Below are 19,960 nucleotides of genomic sequence, written 5' to 3' on the forward strand. Positions count from 1 at the left end.
CGCTTACAGACGGCAACTTCCCTGTCTCCGTCACAGTCAGTTGTGGGAGAGACAGAACAGACAGACGAAACTTTGCAACGGAGATTCACGGGGAGCGCATATGCACATCAGGGGCGATCACGCCGAACTGGTCGTCGGGGGCCGCCTCGACGTCCGAAGCGCGGCGGACGCCCGTACGGCCCTGCACTCGGCCCTCGACGACGGAGCCGGCGACCTGGTGCTCGACCTGACCGAGCTGGACTCCTGGGACGCCACCGGACTCGGCGTCATCATGGGCGCGCACCGACGGGCCGGGCGGGCGGGCCGACGGCTGGTGCTCCGGGGCGTGCCGCCGCAGATGCAGCGCCTGCTGGTCGCGACGCGGTTGCACCGCATCCTGGCCGTCGAGGGCGGAATCGCGGCGGACTCCCTGCCGCGCGTGTAGCACCGGCCCGGACCGTACGGAACGACCGCACGGGAACGGCCTGCGCGCCGGACGGCCTCCACTTTCGGAGGGGCTCCGCGAGGGACCGGACGTACGGGACCACTTGCCGCGTCGGCCTGTTCACGGGCGTCGGGCATCCGTCCCGGCCCACGGGCTCGCGATCCACGGGCTCCCGGTCCACGGGGCTCGCGGTCCATGAAGTGCCCCGTTCCCTGAAGTTCGCGGTCCACGGAGTTCCCGGGTGTCCGGGGGTCCCGGTTACTGGAGCACTCGATGCGTGCGAATCCGGCCATGCTGTGCGAACGAAGAGTCACATTCGGCACGAGAACGTGCGCATCGGGCGGCCCGGACCCCCGACTGTGCGCGGGCACCGGGCGACGGTCTAGGGTCGGCCCGTCCGCCGATTCACGGGACCCACCGGGCGGACACCGGACCGGAGGCGACAGCAGGGCGTGCGAGGCCGGGAGGGACAACCGTGCGCGACGCGTCTGGGGGCTTTGGCGATGGACCCGACACACCAGGGGCCGGAGGAGTACGGCCGGGACGGCGAGGGCCCCGGCGGGACGGCCGGCGGACGAAAGCCCGTCCCCGCCCCGTCCCCGGGCGCCGCGCCCCGTCCGGGTAGGGGAATTTCCACCGCCCCGGACCACGGTCAGCAGACATCGCACCCGGCCCGTGTCGTCCGCGTCATATCGGGCGACTACCTCCTCACCGTCAACCCGGTCGACGGCAGCGAGGTCGAGCTGTACCCGCCGGGGGAGCAGCCCGCGCCCCCGGTACGGCGCACCGCGGCCGACCGCGCCGACCGCGAGCGCGCCGCCGCGCCTCCCGTGCCGCCGGGGCCGCCCGCCCCGCAGCCGCCCCTCCTGGAGCGCACGGAGGAGCGGGAACGGCTGGTGCGGCTGCTGACCCGCGGACGCTCCGTGCGGCTCACCGGACCGGCCGGTTCCGGCCGTACCACCCTGCTGAACGCCGTCGCCGCCGACTGCGCCGGTCTGGCGCCGGACGGTGTCGTACGGCTCTTCGGCCACAACAGGTCCGCCGCCGACCTGCTGTACGCGCTCTTCGAGGCCGTGTACGACGCTCCGCTGCACCGGCCCGACCGCGCCGCGCTCCTCGACCACGTCCGGGGCATCGGCGCCGTCGTCGTGCTCGACGACCTGGAGTTCGGCGGGGCCGCCCTGGAGGAACTGCTCGACGCCACACCGGAGTGCGCCTTCCTCTTCGCGGCCACCCCGGACGTCCCCGCGCCCGGCGCGGACTCGTACGTCGAAGAGGTCTTCCTCCCCGGTCTCGGCCGGAGTTCCTCGGTCGAGCTGTTGGAACGGGTCGCCGAGCGTCCGCTCACCGATGAGGAGAAGAACTGGGCGGGAGACCTCTGGTTCGAGTCGGAGGGGTTGCCGCTGCGCTTCGTCCAGGCGGCCGCCCTGCTGCGTCGACGCGACCAGTTGCGCGCCGACCCCGACGCCCGCGGTGCCTCGGACCCGGACGACGGCATGGGAGGCCCGTCCGCACGACCGCCCTTCGGACACGACGAGGCGACCGACGGCGTCCACATTCCACTGCCCAACCTCGGCGAGGCCGCGGCGCCCGCCGCGCTGCTCGCCTCAGAGCTCAGCGGGGCCGCCCGCGACACCCTGCGCTTCGCGGTCGCGCTCGGCGGCGAGGTGCCGCATCAGGCGCACCTTCCGGCCCTGGTCGGGGACACCCACGCGGACGCCGCGCTCGGCGAACTGGCCGGCTGCGGACTGCTCTCCCCGGCCGGTTCCCGCTACCGCCTGGCCGCGGGGGCCCTCGCCCAACTGGAGGCCGCGGGCTACGGCGACGACCGTGCCGAGCGGGGCCGTACCGCGGCCCGGCACTACGCCTGGTGGGCCGGGCACCCCTCGGTCACCCCGGCGCGGGTCACCGCCGAGGCCGACGCGGTCATCGCCGCCATGACACGGCTCGTCCCCGGCGGAGAAGGAGACGGGCAGGCCGACGCGGCCGTGCTGCTGGCCCGCAGCGCGTCCCCGGCCTTCGCGGCGGGACTGCACTGGGGCGCCTGGGAGAAGGCCCTGCGGATCGGCCAGGAGGCGGCCAGGCTCGCCGGTGAGATCGCCGAAGAGGCGTACTTCCACCACGAGTTGGGAATCCTGGCGCTCTGCTCCGGGAATCCGGACCGGGCCAGGACGGAGCTGGAGACATCGATCGGCATGCGCGGGGCGCTCGCCGACAAGCCGGGCATGGTGGTCGGGCGGCGCGCGCTCGCCCTGGTCGCGGACCGGTCCGGCGCGACGCCGCCCGGTGCTCCCGTTCCCGGCCGGCCGCCGTCGGCCGGTCCCGTCCCCGGGGGACCGGTGCCCGGTGGCCCGGTGCCGGTGGGCCGGTCGGCGTCGGCCTCGCGGCACGAGGAGACGGCTCCGCTGCCCACCGGACCGGTGACCGCGGCGACGCAGAAACCGGCGCGGGGCTCCGGCGTGGACACCACCGCGGTGATCCATCTGCGGAGCAACTCCGCGACCGCCCCGGGAGCCGGGGCGCAAAAGGGCCGTTCCGCCCTGCTGGGAGGCGCCCGGCGCAACGTCGTCGCGGTGGGCGCGGCAGCGCTTCTCGCCGCCGTGCTCGGCACCGTCGTGGTGCTGGGCGTGACGTCCGACGGCGGCGGCGCCCGGGGGAACCATCCCGGCGTCACGTCCGAGGAATCGGCGGGCCCCGACGACGGCGGGAACGGGGCCTCGGACGACGGACCGGTGGACGGATCCCCTTACGGGGACGAGACGTCCGGGGGCGGCACGGTGACGCCGGGCCCGTCCGGCAGCGGGGTCGCGCCGAGCGGGAGCGGCACGCCGTCCCCCGGCGCCACGGAGCCGAGCGGCAGCCCTTCGTCGGGCACGCCGACCGACGCAGCCTCCTCGCCGGGCACTCCGACCGGGCCGGGCGTTCCCACGAAGCCGGCCACGCCGACGCCGCCGGTGAGCCCGAGCCCGAGCGAGACGGAGGACAACTCCCCGGAACCGACGGATCCGCCCACGGAGGAACCCTCGCCGTCCCCGCCGCAGGACACTTCCGACTCGGCGAGCGGGCCGTCCTCGTCCTCCCTCCCGTCGTCGCGCCTCTGGTCGTCGGCGCAGGGGATGGACGAGGGACCGGCGGTGGTCTGAGTCGCACCGGACGCCGGCAGACCTCCGGCATACAGACCCCCGACGCCGGACGCGCGAGGCGCGTCCGGCGTCGGGGGTCTGCGGAGGAATCCGGGAAGGGGCAGGTCGGTCAGAACAGGCGCAGCTTGTCGTCCTCGATGCCGCGCAGCGCGTCGTAGTCGAGGACGACGCAGTCGATCCCGCGGTCCGTCGCCAGCACCCTGGCCTGCGGCTTGATCTCCTGAGCCGCGAAGACGCCCTTCACCGGGGCCAGGTGGGGGTCGCGGTTGAGCAGCTCCAGATAGCGGGTCAGCTGCTCCACGCCGTCTATGTCGCCACGCCGCTTCAGCTCCACGGCGACGGTCCCGCCGTCGGCGTCTCGGCAGAGGATGTCGACGGGGCCGATCGCGGTGAAGTACTCGCGGCGGATCAGGGTGTAGCCCTCTCCGAGAGTCTCGATCCGGTCGGCGAGGAGCTCCTGGAGGTGTGCTTCGACACCGTCCTTGATGAGGCCCGGGTCGACGCCCAGTTCGTGGGACGAGTCGTGGAGGATCTCCTCCATCGTGATGATCAGTTTCTCGCCCGCCTTGTTCACCACGGTCCAGACGTCCGTGGCGTCGCCGGTGCCCTCCTTGAGGGTGCAGGGCGGCGACATCCAGTTGAGGGGTTTGTACGCCCGGTCGTCGGCGTGGATCGACACGCTCCCGTCCGCCTTGACGAGGATCAGGCGGGGAGCGGAGGGCAGGTGGGCGGTGAGCCGGCCGGCGTAGTCCACGGAGCAGCGGGCGATGACGAGACGCATGGTCGGCAACGCTACTCGACGACCGGCGCTCCACGCGATTCTCCCCCGTCCGCCCGCGACCGGACGGGAGGTGTCCGCTTCCGGTGGGGACGTGAGGACCGGAGATGACCGGACCGCCCCCGTCCGGACCGGATGCGACCGGACCGTCCGTGTCCGGACCGCCCCCTGTCCGGACTGGATGCGACCGGAACCGACGTGACCGGACCTGCTCTTTTCGGGCTTGCCCCTCTTTGCTCCCCTTCGTTGTTGGCCGGTTGTGTTCCCAATCTCCTGGTGCGGCCCGGACCTCACCCTTACGGTGTAATCAGGAGGTCGCCGTGTGTGCACGCTGCGTCGCGTTCCTCCTTGCTCTGCCCGTAAGGCCCCGGCCCGGTGCCGGGGCCGCGAGAGGAGAACCCATGTCGCTCGACGTCTCACCGGCGCTGTTGGAACAGGCCGAGCGAGGCGAGGTCGACGAAGCCGATTTCGTCGACTGCGTCCGAACCTCCCTGCCCTACGCGTGGGAGATGATCAGCTCGTTGGTGGCTCAGTTGGAGGTCGACGGCGGAGAGTTCGCCGACAACCAGACGCCGCCGCCCAACGAGCAGGCTCGTGGTCAGCTGCTGCGTGCGCTCGCGAGTGATGCGATACGCGGCGCTCTGCAACGGCACTTCGGGGTGCGTCTGGCATTCCAGAACTGCCACCGCGTCGCGGTGTTTCCGCTGGACGCCTCGGCCGACGAGCGGCTGGCCCGCTTCACTTCGGTGAGAGGCCAGTTGCTCAACCAGTCGCCCGAACTCCGGGACTGCTGAGGCCCGTTCGGCGGCAGGGCCTGCCCGGCCATGAGCCGTCGGGCAGGCCCTGAGCGCGTGCACGACGCTGTGCTGTTGCGGGCCGCGGGAGGTGCGACCCGGACCGGGGCGGCAGCCGTACCCCGCGGCGGCTCAGGCGAGGAGCGGCAGCACCTCCGTGCCCAGCCGCGCCACGTTCTCCTCCGTGGCCGCCAGATCTCCGGAGCCCTCCACGAGGAGCGCGAAGCGGGTGATGCCCGTCCGCTCGGCGGTGGCGGCGAGCCGGTCGGCGGCCGACCGGGGCGGACCCACCGGATGAAGGGCGCAGAGCAGCTCCGTGTACGCGACCGGGTCGCGCATCACCCGGTGCCGGCCGTCGACCGTCACATGGGCGCCCAGTCCCACCCGCAGCCAGCCGGGCATCGCCTTGACGAGGGACTCCACCGCGTCCTCGGCGCGGTCGGCGATCTGGACCACCCCGGCGGACACGTGCCCGGCCGCCCGGACGCTCTCCGGTGAACGGCCCGCGGCCAGGGCGGTGGTGCGCCACAGGGCGATCATCTCCGCCTTCTCCTCGTCCCCGCAGTGCATGCCGAGGAGCATCGGCAGCCCGCGGTCCGCGGCGAGTCGTACCGTTCGGGGCGAGGTGCACGCGACGACCACCTCGGGGCCCCCGGGCCCGTCGTCCCCGGGGGCGGCGCCGTCGAACCCGGCGAGCGGTTCGTCGGCCCGGGGGACCACCGCCACCTCGCGAAAGTCGTACCGCGGCCCCTTCCCCGCGACCCTCGGCCGGGTCAGCCAGTCGAGCAGCAGGTCCAAGGACTCCGGGAAGCCCTTCTCGTACGCCTCCAGCCCCGCGCCGAACACCTCCAGGTCCACCCAGGGGCCGCCCCGGCCGACGCCGAGCGTGAACCTGCCGCCGCTGGTGAGATGGAGCAGCGCGGCCTGTTCGCCCAGCGCGATCGGGTGCTGGGTCGGCAGCACGCTCACCGCCGTACCCACCCGGATTCTGCGGGTGCGGCCGAGCAGCAGCGCGGCCAGGGTGACGGCGGACGGGCATACCCCGTACGGCACGAAATGGTGCTCCGCCAGCCAGACCGAGTCGAGCCCGGACTCCTCCGCGACCTCGGCGGACCGGATCGCGCGATGCAGTGCCTCCCCCGGCCCCTGTCCCGGAAACTGTGCTGCCAGTACGAACGTCCCCACGCGCATCGCCAATTGCCTCCTTGCGGCCGACGTGGTCTCTCCCCCATGGGCAACAACGTCTGACACGTGCCAAGGGCACGGCGCAGCGGCAAGTTGTTCGGATTGTCCGGCAAGTCGCCAAAGTCGGACGGAACGTTCCCTCATGGCGCGGGGAGCAGGGCTGGGCCGAATGGGCCTACGCTGAGGGCTGTCCCGCACGGCCTGTCCGGAGTTCACCGCCCGCCTTTCGGGCGGAGACAGGAGGTTCCGGACAGACCCTGGAGGAAAGCCGCCCGGCCCGTTTGTGAGGTGTCACGTGTCCCCGCGCCGCAACCGCCCCCGAGGCGGCGAGAGTTTCCAGGAGCGAGCAGCGGAGCCGGGGGTACGCTACGGCGGCGGCGGACGCGTCGAGGAGTGGCGCGGGGAGGAGTGGTCGGTGCGCCCGGTGAGCGGCGCGAGCGCGGCCGGCAAGCGGTACCGCTGCCCCGGCTGCGACCAGGAGATCCCGCCCGGCGTCCCGCACTTGGTGGCCTGGTCCGAGTACGGCGGCATCGACGACCGCAGGCACTGGCACAAGGCGTGCTGGAACGCGAAGGACCGCCGCACCACACAGGTGCAGCGGTCCAGGAACGCTCCCCGCTACTGACCGTCCCCCCGCCGGCCCCGGGTGCCTGTCCCGGAGGGCCGCACGGACCGTCGGCCGGTCAGACGTCCCGGCGCTCCAGCGTCGCGTAGGCGGCGCCCATCGCCACGGCCGTCACCCCGAGCATGATCCACAGCGAGTCCCAGCCGGCGGGGCCGGAGCCGGTGAACGAGGCGTCGTAGAGCACGCTGAGCTGGCTGGGAATCGAGTACACGAGGAATGCCTCGCGCAGGCCGGTCAGGGACCGCGAGAACATGAAGATTCCCAGCACCAGGGGCAGCAGCACCACACCGATCATGATCGTCACGGCGCCCGCGGAGTGCCGGACGAGTGCGCCGACCGCGAGCGAGAGCAGCCCCAGCAGCGCGATGTAGAGCCCGACGCCGATCGTGGCGCGCAGCCAGTCGTCCGTGTCCGCTTCCTTGCCGTCCAGCAGCGCCGTGTGCACCACGCCGACCGCCGTGGCCGACACGGTGGTGACGGCGAAGGTGAGCAGGAAGAAGACGGCCGCCTTGGCGGTCAGCACCCGGGAACGGTCGGGACAGGCCGTCAGCGTCGGCCGGATCAGGCCCGTCCCGTACTCGGACGTGATGGTCAGCACGCCGAGCGTGATCACGCAGATCGAGCCCAGGAGCACCCCGAAGAAGCCGAAGCTGAGCTCCGGGACGTCGCCCAGATCGGAGTCGGTCAGCGTGACCATGAAGGCCACCAGTACGCCGAGGCCGAGGACCAGGGCGAGCATGACGCCGAGCGTCCACATGGTGGAGCGCACCGAGCGGATCTTGGTCCACTCGGAGGCGAGCGCGTCGGTGAGGGTGGCGGGCCGCATGGGGATCGGGGAGGCGTAGAACCCGGCCGGTGCCTCCTGCGCGGTCGGGCGGGGGAGGGGCGTCTGCTGCCGGCCCGGTGCCTGCGGTGTCGGCGTCGGCGGTGTCGTCATCGGGCTTCCTCGCTGGTCTCGCTCCTGGTCGGGTCCGTGGGCGCGGGCGCCGGTGCCATGGTCTCGGCGGGCGCGGCCTGGGCCGGGGCGGGAGCTGCCACGGTCTCGGCGCTCCCGGTGGTCCCCGCGTTCCCGGCGGGTGTCGCGGACAGGTCCTGTCCGGGCGGCGGCGGGGCGTACCAGCCCTGCTGCGGCACCTCGGGGATCTGCTGCCGCTCGGGTCCGTCGTCCGGCACCAGCTGGTGCAGCCCGGCCTTCTCGTCCGCCGTCGAACGGTAGTCCACGACGCTCTGCGTCATCCGCATGTACGCCTCCTCCAGCGACGCCTGGTGCGGCGAGAGCTCCCACAGCCGGACGTCCGCCTCGTGGGCCACGTCACTGATCCTCGGCAGTGCCAGGCCGGTGATCCGCAGGGCCCCGTCCGGCTCCGACAGCACCTGGCCGCCCGCCTCGATGAGCGAGGAGGTGAGCTTCTCCCGCCGCTCCGGGGCCCCGTCCGCGACACGTACCCGGGCGAAGTCCGCGGAGTTGGCGGCGATGAAGTCCTTCACGCTCATGTCGGCGAGCAGCCGGCCCCGTCCGATCACGATCAGATGGTCGGCGGTGAGGGCCATTTCGCTCATCAGGTGCGACGAGACGAAGACCGTGCGCCCCTCCGCTGCCAGCGCCTTCATCAGGTTGCGGACCCAGAGGATGCCCTCGGGGTCGAGTCCGTTGACGGGTTCGTCGAAGAGCAGCACCTGGGGGTCGCCGAGCAGCGCCGCCGCGATGCCGAGCCGCTGGCCCATCCCGAGGGAGAAGCCCTTGGTCCGCTTCCGCGCGACCTCGTGCAGACCGACGACCCCGAGCACCTCGTCGACCCTCGCCGCCGGGATGCCCGCGAGTTGGGCGAGCGAGAGGAGGTGGTTGCGGGCGCTGCGCCCGCCGTGCACCGCCTTCGCGTCGAGCAGCGCGCCGACCTGGCGCGGAGCGTTCGGCAGGTGGCGGAAGGGGTGGCCGCCGATCGTGACGTGACCGGAGGTCGGCCGGTCCAGGCCCAGCATCATGCGCATGGTGGTGGACTTGCCCGACCCGTTGGGGCCGAGGAACCCGGTGACGGTACCGGGCCGCACCTGGAAGGAAAGGTCGTGCACGGCCGTCACAGCGCCGTAACGCTTGGTCAGGCCGACTGCCTCGATCATGCTTCAGCCCCATCGACTTTTGTCCGTCGTCGGGGCCGGGCCGTCGGCCGCACACCCCCGTAAGGGTTACGAGGATATCCAGCCCTTGACGGTCGTGGCCAAGTCGTTCCGGCGGGTGTCGCCCGAGCGACCGTGCGGACGGAACGCCCGCGGGGACCGGACGTCACGCCTGAGGGTGCGGGCGGCGCCCCCCGGGTCGGACCACGTTCCCCGGGTACGGGCGTCCCGCCCCTCGTTCACGCGTCGCGCCTCCTCAGCAGGAGATACCCGCCCACCAGCGCCGCCGCCACCCACGCCACCAGGATGCCGAGCCCGCCCCACGGCCCGTAGGGGCTCGGGTCGCCGTTCAGGGCGTCGGGAGCCACCTGCATGATCTTGCGCCCGGCCTGGTCCGGGAAGTAGCGGGCGACCTCTTTCGCGACCGGCACCACCGACAGGATCTGGGAGACCAGGAAGAAGAACGGCATCAGGATGCCCAGCGACAGCATCGAACTGCGCAGTATCGTCGCCACGCCCATGGAGAAGATCCCGATCAGGCCCATGTACAGCCCGCCGCCGACGACCGCGCGCAGCACATGGGGCGCTCCGATGGTCGTGCCGAGGTCACCGAGCAGGGCCTGACCGAGGAAGAACGAGACGAAGGCGGTGGCGGCGCCGACCGCCAGCGCCAGCGCACCGGCCACCGCGATCTTGCTGAAGAGGAACGTGCCGCGCCGGGGCACGGCCGCCAGCGAGGTGCGGATCATGCCCGAGCCGTACTCCGTACCGACCACCAGAACACCGAAGACGACCATGGCGAGCTGTCCAAGCGTCAGGCCGGAGAAGCTGATCGGGGTCGGGTCGAAGACGGCCCGCTCCGCGGGCGGGAGGTTGTCGAACTGAGCGTTCATCAGGGCGCAGATCGCCGCGCTCATCGCGACGGTGACGCCGAACGCGGCGATGAGCGTCCAGACGGTCGACGAGACCGTCCGGATCTTGGTCCATTCGGAGGTCAGGACCGCGGGTACCGATGCCATCGTCGTCAGACCTCCTTGCCGGTCGGGCCGGCCGTGCCGGTGAGGCCGGTCGTGTCGGGGATGTCCTCGGTGCGCGCGGGGCCGCGGCCGGGGGCGTCGGCGGTCGGCCGGTCGTACTGCTCGCCCCAGCGAGGGCCCGGGGGCGGTGGCGCGGCACCCGGCTCCGAGCGCGCGTGGTACTCCACCGAATCCGCCGTCATCCGCATGAACGCCTCTTCCAGGGAGGCCCGCTGGGCGCTCAGCTCGTGCAGCACGATCCGGTGCAGGGCGGCCAGCTCGCCCAGCGCCTCGGTGGTGGCGCCGTCGATCTCCAGCACGCCGCTCCCGTCCTCGACCACGACCAGCCCCTCCGCCTGCAGCACGTCCCGCAACCGCTCCTGCTCGGGGGAGCGCAGCCGTACGTAGCTCCGGGAGTTCTGGTGGATGAAATCGGCCATCGAGGTGTCGGCGAGCAGCCGGCCCTGACCGATCACGATCAGATGCTCGGCGGTGAGGGCCATTTCGCTCATCAGGTGCGACGAGACGAAGATGGTCCGGCCCTCCCCTGCCAGCGCCTTCATCAGGTTGCGGATCCAGTGGATGCCCTCGGGGTCGAGTCCGTTGACGGGTTCGTCGAAGAGCAGCACCTGGGGGTCGCCGAGCAGCGCCGCCGCAATCCCGAGCCGCTGGCCCATGCCGAGCGAGAACCCCCTCGACTTCTTCTTCGCGACGGCGGTCAGACCGACGGTCTCCAGCACCTCGGCGACCCGGCCCGCCGGGATGCGATTGCTCTGCGCGAGACAGAGCAGGTTGTTGTACGCGCTGCGCCCGCCGTGCATCGACTTGGCGTCCAGCAGCGCGCCGACGTGCTTCAGGGGTTCGTCGAGGTCGCGGTAGTGCCTGCCGTCGATGCGCACCGAACCGCTCGTCGGGTTGTCGAGACCGAGCATCATCCGCATCGTGGTCGACTTGCCCGCCCCGTTCGGCCCCAGAAAACCCGTCACCATCCCCGGGCGCACCTGGAACGAGAGCCGGTCGACGGCGACCTTGGTCCCGAAGCGCTTGGTGAGGCCATCGAGCTCGATCATGGGCTCACGCTAGAACGGCCACGCGCCCGGCGCCACCGGAGTGGTGGGACCGGGCGCGTCAGGCGTACGCGGAGGTACGGTCGAGGGCGTACGGATCAGCGGGTCTGCTGGGCCGGGACGCCGCGGCCGGACGATTCCTCGTCGGAGGGGGAGCCCGCGGCGGCCACCGCGGCACCCGTGAGCGTCGCCAGCATCTCGCGGACGTTCGTCAGCTGGGCGTTGATCGAGTCGCGGCGGTTGGTGAGCGCCGCCAGCTCGCGCTCCGATTCGCTGCGGATCCGGTCGGCCTTCGCGTTCGCGTCGGCCACGATGTCCTCGGACTGACGCTGCGCGGTCTCGACCGTCTGACGGGCCCGGCGCTCGGCGTCCGTGCGGAGCTTCTCGGCCTCCAGGCGGAGCTGCTCGGCGCGGTGCTCGATCTCGGCGAGGCGCTTCTCGGCCTTGGCCTGACGGGACGCGAGGTCGCGCTCCGACTGGTCGCGGCGCTTGGCCAGGTTGGTCTCGAAGTCCGCGGCGGCCTGGGCGGCCTTGGCGCGGGTCTCCTCGAAGAGGGCGTCCGCCTCCTCGCGCTTCTGTGCGGCGTCCTTCTGGGCCTCCGCGCGCAGCGTGCTGGCCTCACCCTTGGCCTTCTCGACGATGCTCACACCCTCGTCCTCGGCCTTCGCCTTGCGATCGGCGGCGAACGCCTCGGCGTCGTTGCGCACCTGCTGGGCGGCCGACTCGGCGAGCTCGCGGTGCTGCTCGGCGGCGCGACGGGCCTCCTCGCGCAGGTCCTTCGCCTCCTCCTCGGCCAGGCGGAGGATCTTCTCCACACGCGCGCCGAGACCGGCGTACGACGGCTCCGCGTCGCTCACCTGGGCCTGGGCGTTCTGCGTCTCGAGGTGCAGCTCCTCGATGCGCTTTTCCAGAGACGTGATGCGGGTGAGAGCGCTATCACGGTCGGCGACGAGCTTGGTGATGCGGTCGTCCACCTGACCGCGGTCGTATCCGCGTCGCACGAGCTCGAAGCCGAAGGGGGAGGAAGGGTCGCTCATGGGGTTCCTGTCGAAAGAGACCGGTGAGGTGTTAGGGGGAATCCTAGGCGCCGGAACGGCGTGTCATCGAGTGGATGCAGGTTTGATCTGGAGAATGACGCCCCATTTGAGTGGCCGGCCCCCGTAACGTTTGCCACTCGGAGGGTCGAACCTCCCTTTCTCAGCGCGGACATGACGTCATGCCAGGCCCTGTCTTCACACTGCCGTCGTGCGGCCGGAGTCCGGGACGTACGACGTCCGCCGCATCGCGCCGCCCAGAACTCCACGCGTTCTGGGCTCCGTTCGAGCGGCGGAGACCCCGTCCGAGGGCTTCCGGCCGGCTCGTGGTCGCACGCGCCACACGCCGCACAGTCCGGTCTCCGGCCGAACGCCGCCATTCGAGGACACCGTCTGGGGCGTGTTTCGAAAGTCCCGTCTGGTCGGGGACCCCGCCCTGCGGGCGGACGACGCTCCTTTCGAAACACGCCCTAGCCGCCGGACGACTTGCCGTTCGAGCGGGAGCCCGCGGAGGCACCGGCCTTGACGCCGCCCGAACCCTTGCCGCTCGACGGCGTCTCGAACGATTCCAGGGCCTCCAGCACGTCCTGCACGCGGGAGATCTCGGTATTGATGTCCTCGCGTCGGCGCACCAGCACGTCGAGGTCGCGCTTGCCCTCGGCGACCATGCGCTTGGCCTCGGCCTCGGCGTCGGCCCGCAGCTTCTCGGCCTCGCGGACCAGCGTGGCCTTCTTCTGCTCGGCCTCCTTCAGCAGCGACTCGGCCCGCTTCACCGCGGCGATCCGGACCTTGCTCGCCTCCGAATTCGCGTTCGCCAACAGCTCCTTGGCCTTGGCCTCGGCGTCCTCCCGCTGCTCGGTCGCCGCCTTCATCAGCTTGTCGACGCGCTCGCCCGTCATCTTCATCTGCTCGGCGGTCTCCCGCCGGGCCCGGTCGTGCAGTTCCTCGATCTCGCCCTCGATCCGGGCCCGCAGCTCCTCGGCCCGTTCCCGGATGGCCGTGGCGTCCCGGCGCGCGCCGACCAGCAGCCCGTCGGCGTCCGTACGGGCCCGCTCCACCAGGGAGTTGCCCTCCACGGTCGCCTCCGAGGTGATCCGCACGGCTTCCTTGCGGGCCGCGCCGACCATCGTGTCGGCCTGCTTCTCCGCCTCCGTGGCGGTGCGCAGTGCCTCCTCCCGGGCCTTGTCGACGAGCTGGTCCGCCTGCTCGGCGGCATCGGCGCGGCGCTTCGCCGCCGCCTCCCGCGCCTCGTCGAGCAGCCGGTCCGCCTCCGCGCGAGCTTCCTCGCGCATCTGCTCGGCCGCCGCCTCCGCCTCGGCGCGTACCCGCTCCGCCTCCTCGCGGGTACGCGCCGCGTGTTCCTGCGCCGATGCGACGGTGGCCGCCGCCTCCGCGCGCAGCCGCTCCGCCTCGTCCGCCGCCTCGCCCGTCACCCGCTGCGCCCGCTGCTTCGCCTCGTCGACGAGGAGCGTGGCCTGCTGGGTCGCGTCGTCGACCAGTTGCGTGGCCCGTCCCGTCGCGTCCTCGACCAGCTGCGTGGCCTGCTGGGTCGCCTGGTCGACGAGGTCGGTGGCCTGCTGCGTGGACTCGGTACGGAGCCGCTCGGCCTCGCTCGTCGCCTCGCCCACCAGCCGGTCGGCCTGGGCCGCCGCCTCGGAGCGCATCCGGTTGGCGTCCTCGCGGGCCTCGGCCCGGCTGCGCGCCGCGTCCTGCTCGGCCGACGCCAGCGAGTCGGACGCCTCGGTACGCATCCGCTGGCTGTACTCCGCCGCGTCCGCGCGCAGCCGCTCCGACTCGGCGATCGCCTCCGCGACGGTGCGCTCGGCCATCGCCTTCGCGGCCTCGGACTCCTCCCGCGCCTCCTGACGGATCCGGGCCGCGTCCTCGCCGGCCCGGTCGCGCTCCGCGTACGCGTCGGTGCGGACCCGGTCCGCCTCCTCCTGCGCCTCGGACTTCGTCCGCTCCGCGGCGTGCTCGGCGGCCGAACGCAGCCCGGCGATCTCCTCCTCGGCCTGCTCCTGGAGCCCGCTGACCGCGTCCCGCACCTTCTGGGCGGACTGCTCGGCCGCGGCGACCAGCTCGGTCGCCCGGCCGTCCGCCTCCTCGACCAGGCGCTGGGCCTCGGCCTGCGCCTCCTCGACCCGCTTGCGGGCGGAGGCGAGCAGTTCCTCGCTCTGCTCGCGGGCCCGCTCGCGCTCCTGGTCCGCCTCGGTACGGGCCGCACCGAGGGTCTCCTCGGCCTCCCGGCGGCGCCGGTTGGCCTCCTCCCGCGCGGCCTCCAGCGCCTCGTTGGCCTCCGCCTCCACCCGTTCGGCGGCGGCCGCGGCCTCCGACCGCAGCCGGTCGGCGCTCTCCTTGGCCTCGGACTTGAGCCGCTCCGCCTCGGCGGCGGCCTCCGACCGCAGCCGTACGGCCGTGGACTCGCCCTCCGCCCGCGACTGCGAGGCGTCGGCGGCGGCCTCGTCGCGCAGCCGCTCCGCCTCGGCCTCCGCCTGCTCACGCAGCGCCTGCAGCCGCTCGGCGGCCTCCGTGCGCAGCCGCTCGGACTCCTCGTTCGTCTCGCGCCGGATGCGCTCCGCCTCGGCGCGCGCGTCCGTGAGCTCCTGCTCGGCGGCGGTGACCTTGGCCTCGGCCTCGGCATGCAGCCGGGCCAGCTCCTCGGCCGCCTCCGCCTGCCGCGCCGCGACCGCGCCCTCGGTCTCCTCGCGCAGCTCCGCCGCCGCCCGCTCCGCCGCCGTGGTGGTGGACCCGGCCTGCTCCTCGGCCTCGGCACGCAGCTGCTCCGCCTCGGTGCGGGCGCGCTCCAGGGCCTCATCGGCCTGCTTGCGCAGCGCGGCGGCACGCTCGGCCGCCTCCGTGCGGACCCGTTCGCTCTCCGTGCTCGCGGTGGTGCGCAGTTCCTCCGCGTCGCTCTTGGCCTTCGCCAGCAGCTCCTCGGCGGTCTTCGCGCCCTCCTCGATCTGCTGGACGGCCTCGCGCCGGGCCTCGCCCCGGATCCGCTCGCCCTCGGCGACCGCCTCGGAGCGCAGCTGCTCGGCCTCGCCGCGCAGCCGACGCGCCTCCTCCTGAAGCTCGACCGTCTTGGCCCGGTACTCCTTGGTGTCGTCCTTGGCCGCGCCCTTGAGCTGGTCGGCCTGCTCGGCGGCCTCGTCGCGCAGCCGGTCCGCCTCGGCCTCGGCCTCGCGGCGGATCCGCTCGGCCTCCTCGCTCGCCGCCCGGGTGGTGGACTTCGCGTCCTCGAAAGCCTTGGTCAGCACCTCCTCGGCGGACCTGGCGGCCTTGGCGAGCTGGGCGGCGGCGTCCTCGGCGGCGGCCGAACGGGCCTTCTCGGCCGCCTCGGACTTCAGCCGCTCCGCCTCGGCGCGGGCATCGGCGAGCGCCTGCTCGGCGTCCGCCCTGAGCGTCTCGGCCTCCTTGGTGGCCTCGCCGACCAGCCGGGCGATCTCCGACCTGGCCGTGCGCGTGCGCTGCTCGTTGTCCGACTCGGCGGCGGCCAGCCGCTTGACGGCCGCCTCCTTCGCCTCCGAGGTGACCTTCTCGGCCTCCAGCCGGGCCTCGCGCAGCCGGGTCTCGGCCTCCTGCATGCGCTGCTCGGCGGCCCGGTTCAGCTCCGCGGTCTGCTGCCGCGCCTGCTCGGTCTCGGCGGCCGTCGACGACCGCAGCTGCTCGGCGTGACTGGTCGCCTCCTGCGCCTGCGCGGAGGCGGTGCTCAGCATCCGCTCGGCGTCCTTGCGGGCGCGCAGCAGCAACGCCTCGGCCTCGGCGCGGGCCGCCTCGGCTTCGGACGCGAGCCGCTGCCGGGTCTCCTCCGCCAGTCGGCCGGCCTCCGCCCGTGCCGTCGCCAGCGCCTGCTCGGCCTCGGCCCTGGACTCCTCCAGCAGTCGGCGCGCCTGGGACTCCGTCCGGGCCCTCAGCTGCTCGGCCCAGGAGACGTTCTCGTTGACGTGCGACTCGACCGTACGGCGGCGCTCGGCCAGCTCCTGGTCGAGCTGTTGGCGGCGCTGCACGGCCTCGTTGTGCAACTCGGCCTGGAGCCGCGCCTGATGCTCGGCGTGCTCCTGAAGGATCCGCTGCGTCTGCGCACGGGCCTCGCGCAGCTCCCGCTCGGCGTCGGTGCGCAGCTGCTCGGCCTGGATCTGCGCGTTCCGGAGCAACTGCTCGGCCTGGTAACCGATGTCCGCGTTGTCGTACGCGGGACGGTTCGCGAGATTGCGCCGAGCCTCGTGCAGCTTGGCGCGCAAGACCTCGACCTGGTAACCGAGGTCCTCGGCGTGCTGGACGGCCTTCTCCCGGTCGGTCTTCAGCCGGTCCATCTCGGCTTCGAACCGCGAGAGATGGTCGTCGTCAGCTCGGTGGCTCTCCTGGCGTTCGTAGCCCCGCACTGCGCGGTCCCATCCGTCCCATGCTGGTCGCAACTCTCCTACGAGTACCGTTCGCCGGTGAACGGTCCCCCGGGGAATGGTGACAGATCAACGGCTGGGGACGCGCCGCGGCCCCGACCCGGCCCCGGCCCGGAACAGCCCACTCTACCGGGCCAGGTATCCGGAGGTCAGTGCTCCGCTGCGGACGTGACCAGTTCGGTCAGGACACCGTGACAGTCCTTGGGGTGCAGGAAGGTGATCCGGGACCCCATCGACCCGGTCCTCGGCTCGTCGTAGAGCACCCTGACGCCCTTCTCCCGGATGTCCGCCGCGTCGGCGTCGACGTCCGCGGTGCCGAAGGCGATGTGGTGGACGCCCTCGCCGTTCTTCGCCATCCACTTACCGACCGGGGAGTCCTCCCGGATCGGCTCCAGGAGCTGGAGGTACGAAGCGCCGCCGTCGGACGTATCGTTGATCTTGAGCATGGCCTCGCGTACGCCCTGCTCCTCGTTGACCTCGGTGTGGAACACCTCGAACCCGTAGGTCGACCGGTAGAACTCGATGGTCGTGTCGAGGTCGGAACAGGCGATTCCGATGTGGTCGATTCGCGTCAGCATGGAACCAGTGCAGCGCTCCGCCGATGGTTACGCAACGTGCGCGCCGTCACACTCGCTGCCGGATGACGGGCGGGGTGGCCCTCAGTACATTCGAGTAAACCCTCGTTCACATCTCATCCCAAGGGGCTGCGCCTCATGTCAGGAACGACTGGTACCACCTCAGTGATCGTCGCGGGCGCTCGTACGCCCATGGGCCGTCTCCTCGGTTCCCTGAAGAGCTTCTCCGGGGCCGACCTCGGTGGCATCGCCATCAAGGCGGCTCTCGACCGTGCCGGCATCGGCGGCGACCAGGTCGAGTACGTGATCATGGGCCAGGTGCTCCAGGCGGGTGCGGGCCAGATGCCCGCGCGCCAGGCCGCCGTCCGGGCGGGCATCCCGATGAACGTCCCCGCGCTCACGGTCAACAAGGTGTGCCTGTCCGGACTCGACGCGATCGCGCTGGCGGACCAGCTGATCCGCGCCGGTGAGTTCGAGGTCGTCGTCGCGGGCGGCCAGGAGTCGATGACGAACGCCCCGCACCTGCTCCCGAAGTCCCGCGAGGGCTACAAGTACGGCGCCGTCGAGATGCTCGACTCCATGGCGTACGACGGTCTGACCGACGCCTACGAGAACATCCCGATGGGCGAGTCCACGGAGAAGCACAACACCCGTCTGGGCCTGACCCGCGCCGCCCAGGACGAGATCGGCGCCCTCTCCCACCAGCGCGCCGCCGCCGCCCAGAAGAACGGCGTCTTCGAGGCCGAGATCACCCCGGTCGAGATCCCGCAGCGCAAGGGCGACCCGGTCCTCTTCGCCAAGGACGAGGGCATCCGCGCGGAGACCACCGTCGAGTCCCTCGCCAAGCTGCGCCCGGCCTTCACCAAGGACGGCACGATCACCGCGGGCACCTCCTCGCAGATCTCCGACGGCGCCGCCGCCGTCGTCGTCATGAGCAAGGCCAAGGCCGAGCAGCTGGGCCTGGAGTGGATCGCGGAGATCGGCGCCCACGGCAATGTGGCGGGGCCCGACAACTCGCTCCAGTCGCAGCCGTCCAACGCGATCGCGCACGCCCTGAAGAAGGAGGGCATCCAGGTCGGGGACCTCGACCTGATCGAGATCAACGAGGCGTTCGCGGCGGTCGCCGTCCAGTCCATGAAGGACCTCGGCGTCACCTCCGACAAGGTGAACGTCAACGGCGGCGCCATCGCGCTCGGTCACCCGATCGGCATGTCCGGCGCCCGGCTGGTGCTGCATCTGGCGCTGGAGCTGAAGCGGCGCGGCGGCGGCATCGGCGCGGCGGCGCTGTGCGGCGGCGGAGGCCAGGGCGACGCGCTGATCGTCCGCGTCCCGAAGAAGTAGGCCGGTACGGCCCGCCCCGGTCCGGGCCGCACGCCCGGGCCCGGGGACGGACCGTACGCATGCCAGAGGGTCCGGGCCGCATGCCCGGGAACGGCCCGGGTGGGCCGTACGTACTACACGTGGAGCACGCGCGAGTGAACGGAGCGGTGATGGTGGACGTCCCCACCCTGGTCGAGCAGGCCCGGGCCGGCCGGCCGAGGGCCGTGGCCCGGCTCATCTCCCTGGTCGAGGGGGCGTCGCCGCAGTTGCGCGAGGTGATGGCGGCCCTGGCGCCGCTGACGGGCAACGCGTACGTGGTCGGCCTGACGGGCTCGCCCGGTGTCGGCAAGTCGACGTCGACGTCGGCGCTGGTCTCGGCGTACCGGCGGGCCGGCAAGCGGGTCGGTGTCCTGGCCGTCGACCCGTCCTCGCCCTTCTCCGGAGGCGCGCTCCTGGGCGACCGGGTGCGGATGTCGGAGCACGCCTCCGACCCGGGCGTCTACATCCGCTCCATGGCCACCCGCGGGCATCTGGGCGGGCTGGCCTGGGCGGCGCCGCAGGCGATCCGGGTGCTGGACGCGGCGGGCTGCGACGTGATCCTGGTCGAGACCGTCGGCGTCGGCCAGTCCGAGGTCGAGATCGCCTCCCAGGCCGACACCTCCGTCGTCCTGCTGGCCCCCGGCATGGGCGACGGCATCCAGGCGGCGAAGGCCGGAATCCTGGAGATCGGCGACGTGTACGTGGTCAACAAGGCCGACCGGGACGGCGCGGACGCCACCGCGCGCGAGCTCAACCACATGCTGGGCCTGGGCGAGGCCCGCGGCCCCGGCGACTGGCGCCCGCCGATCGTGAAGACGGTCGCCGCCCGGGGCCAGGGCATCGACGAGGTCGTCGAGGCGCTGGAGAAGCACCGGGCATGGATGGAGGAGCGTGGCGTCCTCACCGAACGCCGCACGGTCCGCGCGGCCCACGAGGTCGAGACCATCGCCGTCACGCGGCTGCGTGAGCGCATCGGTGATCTGCACGGCGACCGCCACCTCGGCGCGCTCGCGGAGCGCATCGTGGCGGGCGGCCTCGACCCGTACGCGGCGGCGGACGAACTGGTGGCGGGGCTCACCGAAGCCTGAGCGGGGCCGAGCGGGCCGCCCCGGCCCGGGGCCCGGGCGTACGGGGCGCGCGTGCCTCCCCGCTCCGTTGACGGGTCGTCGGTTCATGTCGCCGGTCCGCCGGTCGGTGGGACCTCGGCCCCGCTCGCCCTGGTCCGTGGACCGGGCGGGACGGGGCCGCCGCGTCAACAGGCCGCCCGCCCCTGAAGCCATCGCCGAGGGGGCGTCGGACACCGCCCCGGGGCGCGCTTTCGGTGCCGTCCCGTGACAGGTCCGGCACCGCGTCGGATGACGTGTCCGTGGCAAAATTACCGCCGGACGCACGCGACGGACCCCGGCCCTCTCCGGTGTTCCCGGCGCTGCGCGCGTATCGACGGG

The 19,960-nt window shown here is 72.7% G+C and carries 15 protein-coding genes; 6 read left to right on the forward strand and 9 right to left on the reverse strand.

Annotated elements, in window-relative coordinates; translation table 11 throughout:
* Window positions 1-100: 100 nt before the first annotated feature.
* Together ACGF2V_RS13690 and ACGF2V_RS13695 are read left to right on the forward strand one after the other, a co-directional pair.
* Window positions 101-424 (forward strand): STAS domain-containing protein, encoded by a 324-nt coding sequence (locus tag ACGF2V_RS13690; protein WP_362705353.1) that lies wholly within the window; start codon window positions 101-103, stop codon window positions 422-424.
* 503 nt (window positions 425-927) lie between these two features.
* On the forward strand, window positions 928-3,567 hold the full coding sequence (locus ACGF2V_RS13695) for an ATP-binding protein (protein WP_362705350.1): 2,640 nt from the start codon (window positions 928-930) through the stop codon (window positions 3,565-3,567).
* 109 nt (window positions 3,568-3,676) lie between these two features.
* On the opposite strand, the gene nucS is transcribed toward ACGF2V_RS13695, so the two are convergent.
* On the reverse strand, window positions 3,677-4,348 hold the full coding sequence (gene nucS / locus ACGF2V_RS13700) for an endonuclease NucS (RefSeq protein WP_362621832.1): 672 nt from the start codon (window positions 4,346-4,348) through the stop codon (window positions 3,677-3,679).
* A 398-nt stretch (window positions 4,349-4,746) separates the two neighbouring features.
* Between nucS and ACGF2V_RS13705 the strand changes: the two genes are divergently transcribed.
* Complete coding sequence (locus ACGF2V_RS13705) at window positions 4,747-5,139, forward strand: SCO5389 family protein (protein ID WP_362621830.1); 393 nt, start codon at window positions 4,747-4,749, stop codon at window positions 5,137-5,139.
* Window positions 5,140-5,271: 132 nt separating this feature from the next.
* Here ACGF2V_RS13705 and ACGF2V_RS13710 read toward each other — a convergent pair whose 3' ends face one another.
* The gene (locus tag ACGF2V_RS13710) at window positions 5,272-6,330 is read right to left on the reverse strand and encodes an LLM class flavin-dependent oxidoreductase (RefSeq protein WP_362705346.1); all 1,059 of its coding nucleotides are present in this window, start codon (window positions 6,328-6,330) and stop codon (window positions 5,272-5,274) included.
* Between the two features lie 289 nt (window positions 6,331-6,619).
* Here ACGF2V_RS13710 and ACGF2V_RS13715 point away from each other — a divergent pair, with 289 nt between their 5' ends.
* The gene (locus ACGF2V_RS13715; RefSeq protein WP_362621827.1) at window positions 6,620-6,949 is read left to right on the forward strand and encodes an ATP/GTP-binding protein; all 330 of its coding nucleotides are present in this window, start codon (window positions 6,620-6,622) and stop codon (window positions 6,947-6,949) included.
* A gap of 58 nt (window positions 6,950-7,007) precedes the next feature.
* On the opposite strand, the gene ACGF2V_RS13720 is transcribed toward ACGF2V_RS13715, so the two are convergent.
* From ACGF2V_RS13720 to mce, 7 genes are all read right to left on the reverse strand, one after another.
* A complete protein-coding gene (locus ACGF2V_RS13720) occupies window positions 7,008-7,886 on the reverse strand; it encodes an ABC transporter permease subunit (protein ID WP_362705343.1) in 879 nt (292 codons plus the stop codon).
* Window positions 7,883-9,067, reverse strand: coding sequence for an ABC transporter ATP-binding protein (locus ACGF2V_RS13725; protein WP_362705340.1), 1,185 nt, complete (start codon window positions 9,065-9,067; stop codon window positions 7,883-7,885). Before ACGF2V_RS13725 ends, ACGF2V_RS13720 begins: the two co-directional genes overlap by 4 nt.
* A 236-nt stretch (window positions 9,068-9,303) precedes the next feature.
* Window positions 9,304-10,083 (reverse strand): ABC transporter permease subunit, encoded by a 780-nt coding sequence (locus ACGF2V_RS13730; protein WP_362705337.1) that lies wholly within the window; start codon window positions 10,081-10,083, stop codon window positions 9,304-9,306.
* A gap of 5 nt (window positions 10,084-10,088) precedes the next feature.
* Complete coding sequence (locus tag ACGF2V_RS13735) at window positions 10,089-11,150, reverse strand: ATP-binding cassette domain-containing protein (RefSeq protein WP_362705334.1); 1,062 nt, start codon at window positions 11,148-11,150, stop codon at window positions 10,089-10,091.
* A gap of 95 nt (window positions 11,151-11,245) precedes the next feature.
* Window positions 11,246-12,184, reverse strand: a complete 939-nt coding sequence (locus ACGF2V_RS13740; protein ID WP_362621818.1) for a cellulose-binding protein — start codon at window positions 12,182-12,184, stop codon at window positions 11,246-11,248.
* A gap of 467 nt (window positions 12,185-12,651) precedes the next feature.
* Window positions 12,652-16,563: a polarized growth protein Scy gene (scy, locus tag ACGF2V_RS13745; RefSeq protein ID WP_362705331.1), complete on the reverse strand. Its 3,912-nt coding sequence runs from the start codon at window positions 16,561-16,563 to the stop codon at window positions 12,652-12,654.
* Between the two features lie 167 nt (window positions 16,564-16,730).
* Window positions 16,731-17,159, reverse strand: a complete 429-nt coding sequence (mce, locus tag ACGF2V_RS13750) for a methylmalonyl-CoA epimerase (protein ID WP_362621814.1) — start codon at window positions 17,157-17,159, stop codon at window positions 16,731-16,733.
* A 135-nt stretch (window positions 17,160-17,294) separates the two neighbouring features.
* On the opposite strand from mce, the gene ACGF2V_RS13755 reads away from it, so the two are divergent.
* Both ACGF2V_RS13755 and meaB read left to right on the forward strand, forming a co-directional pair.
* A complete protein-coding gene (locus ACGF2V_RS13755; protein ID WP_362621812.1) occupies window positions 17,295-18,497 on the forward strand; it encodes an acetyl-CoA C-acetyltransferase in 1,203 nt (400 codons plus the stop codon).
* Between the two features lie 149 nt (window positions 18,498-18,646).
* Window positions 18,647-19,603 carry a methylmalonyl Co-A mutase-associated GTPase MeaB gene (gene meaB / locus ACGF2V_RS13760; protein ID WP_362705435.1) on the forward strand — a complete coding sequence of 319 codons (957 nt, stop codon included), beginning with the start codon at window positions 18,647-18,649 and terminating at the stop codon, window positions 19,601-19,603.
* Window positions 19,604-19,960 lie beyond the last annotated feature (357 nt).

Origin of the sequence: Streptomyces sp. NPDC047982 (assembly GCF_043204165.1) — a bacterium.
Classification (GTDB): Bacteria; Actinomycetota; Actinomycetes; order Streptomycetales; family Streptomycetaceae; genus Streptomyces.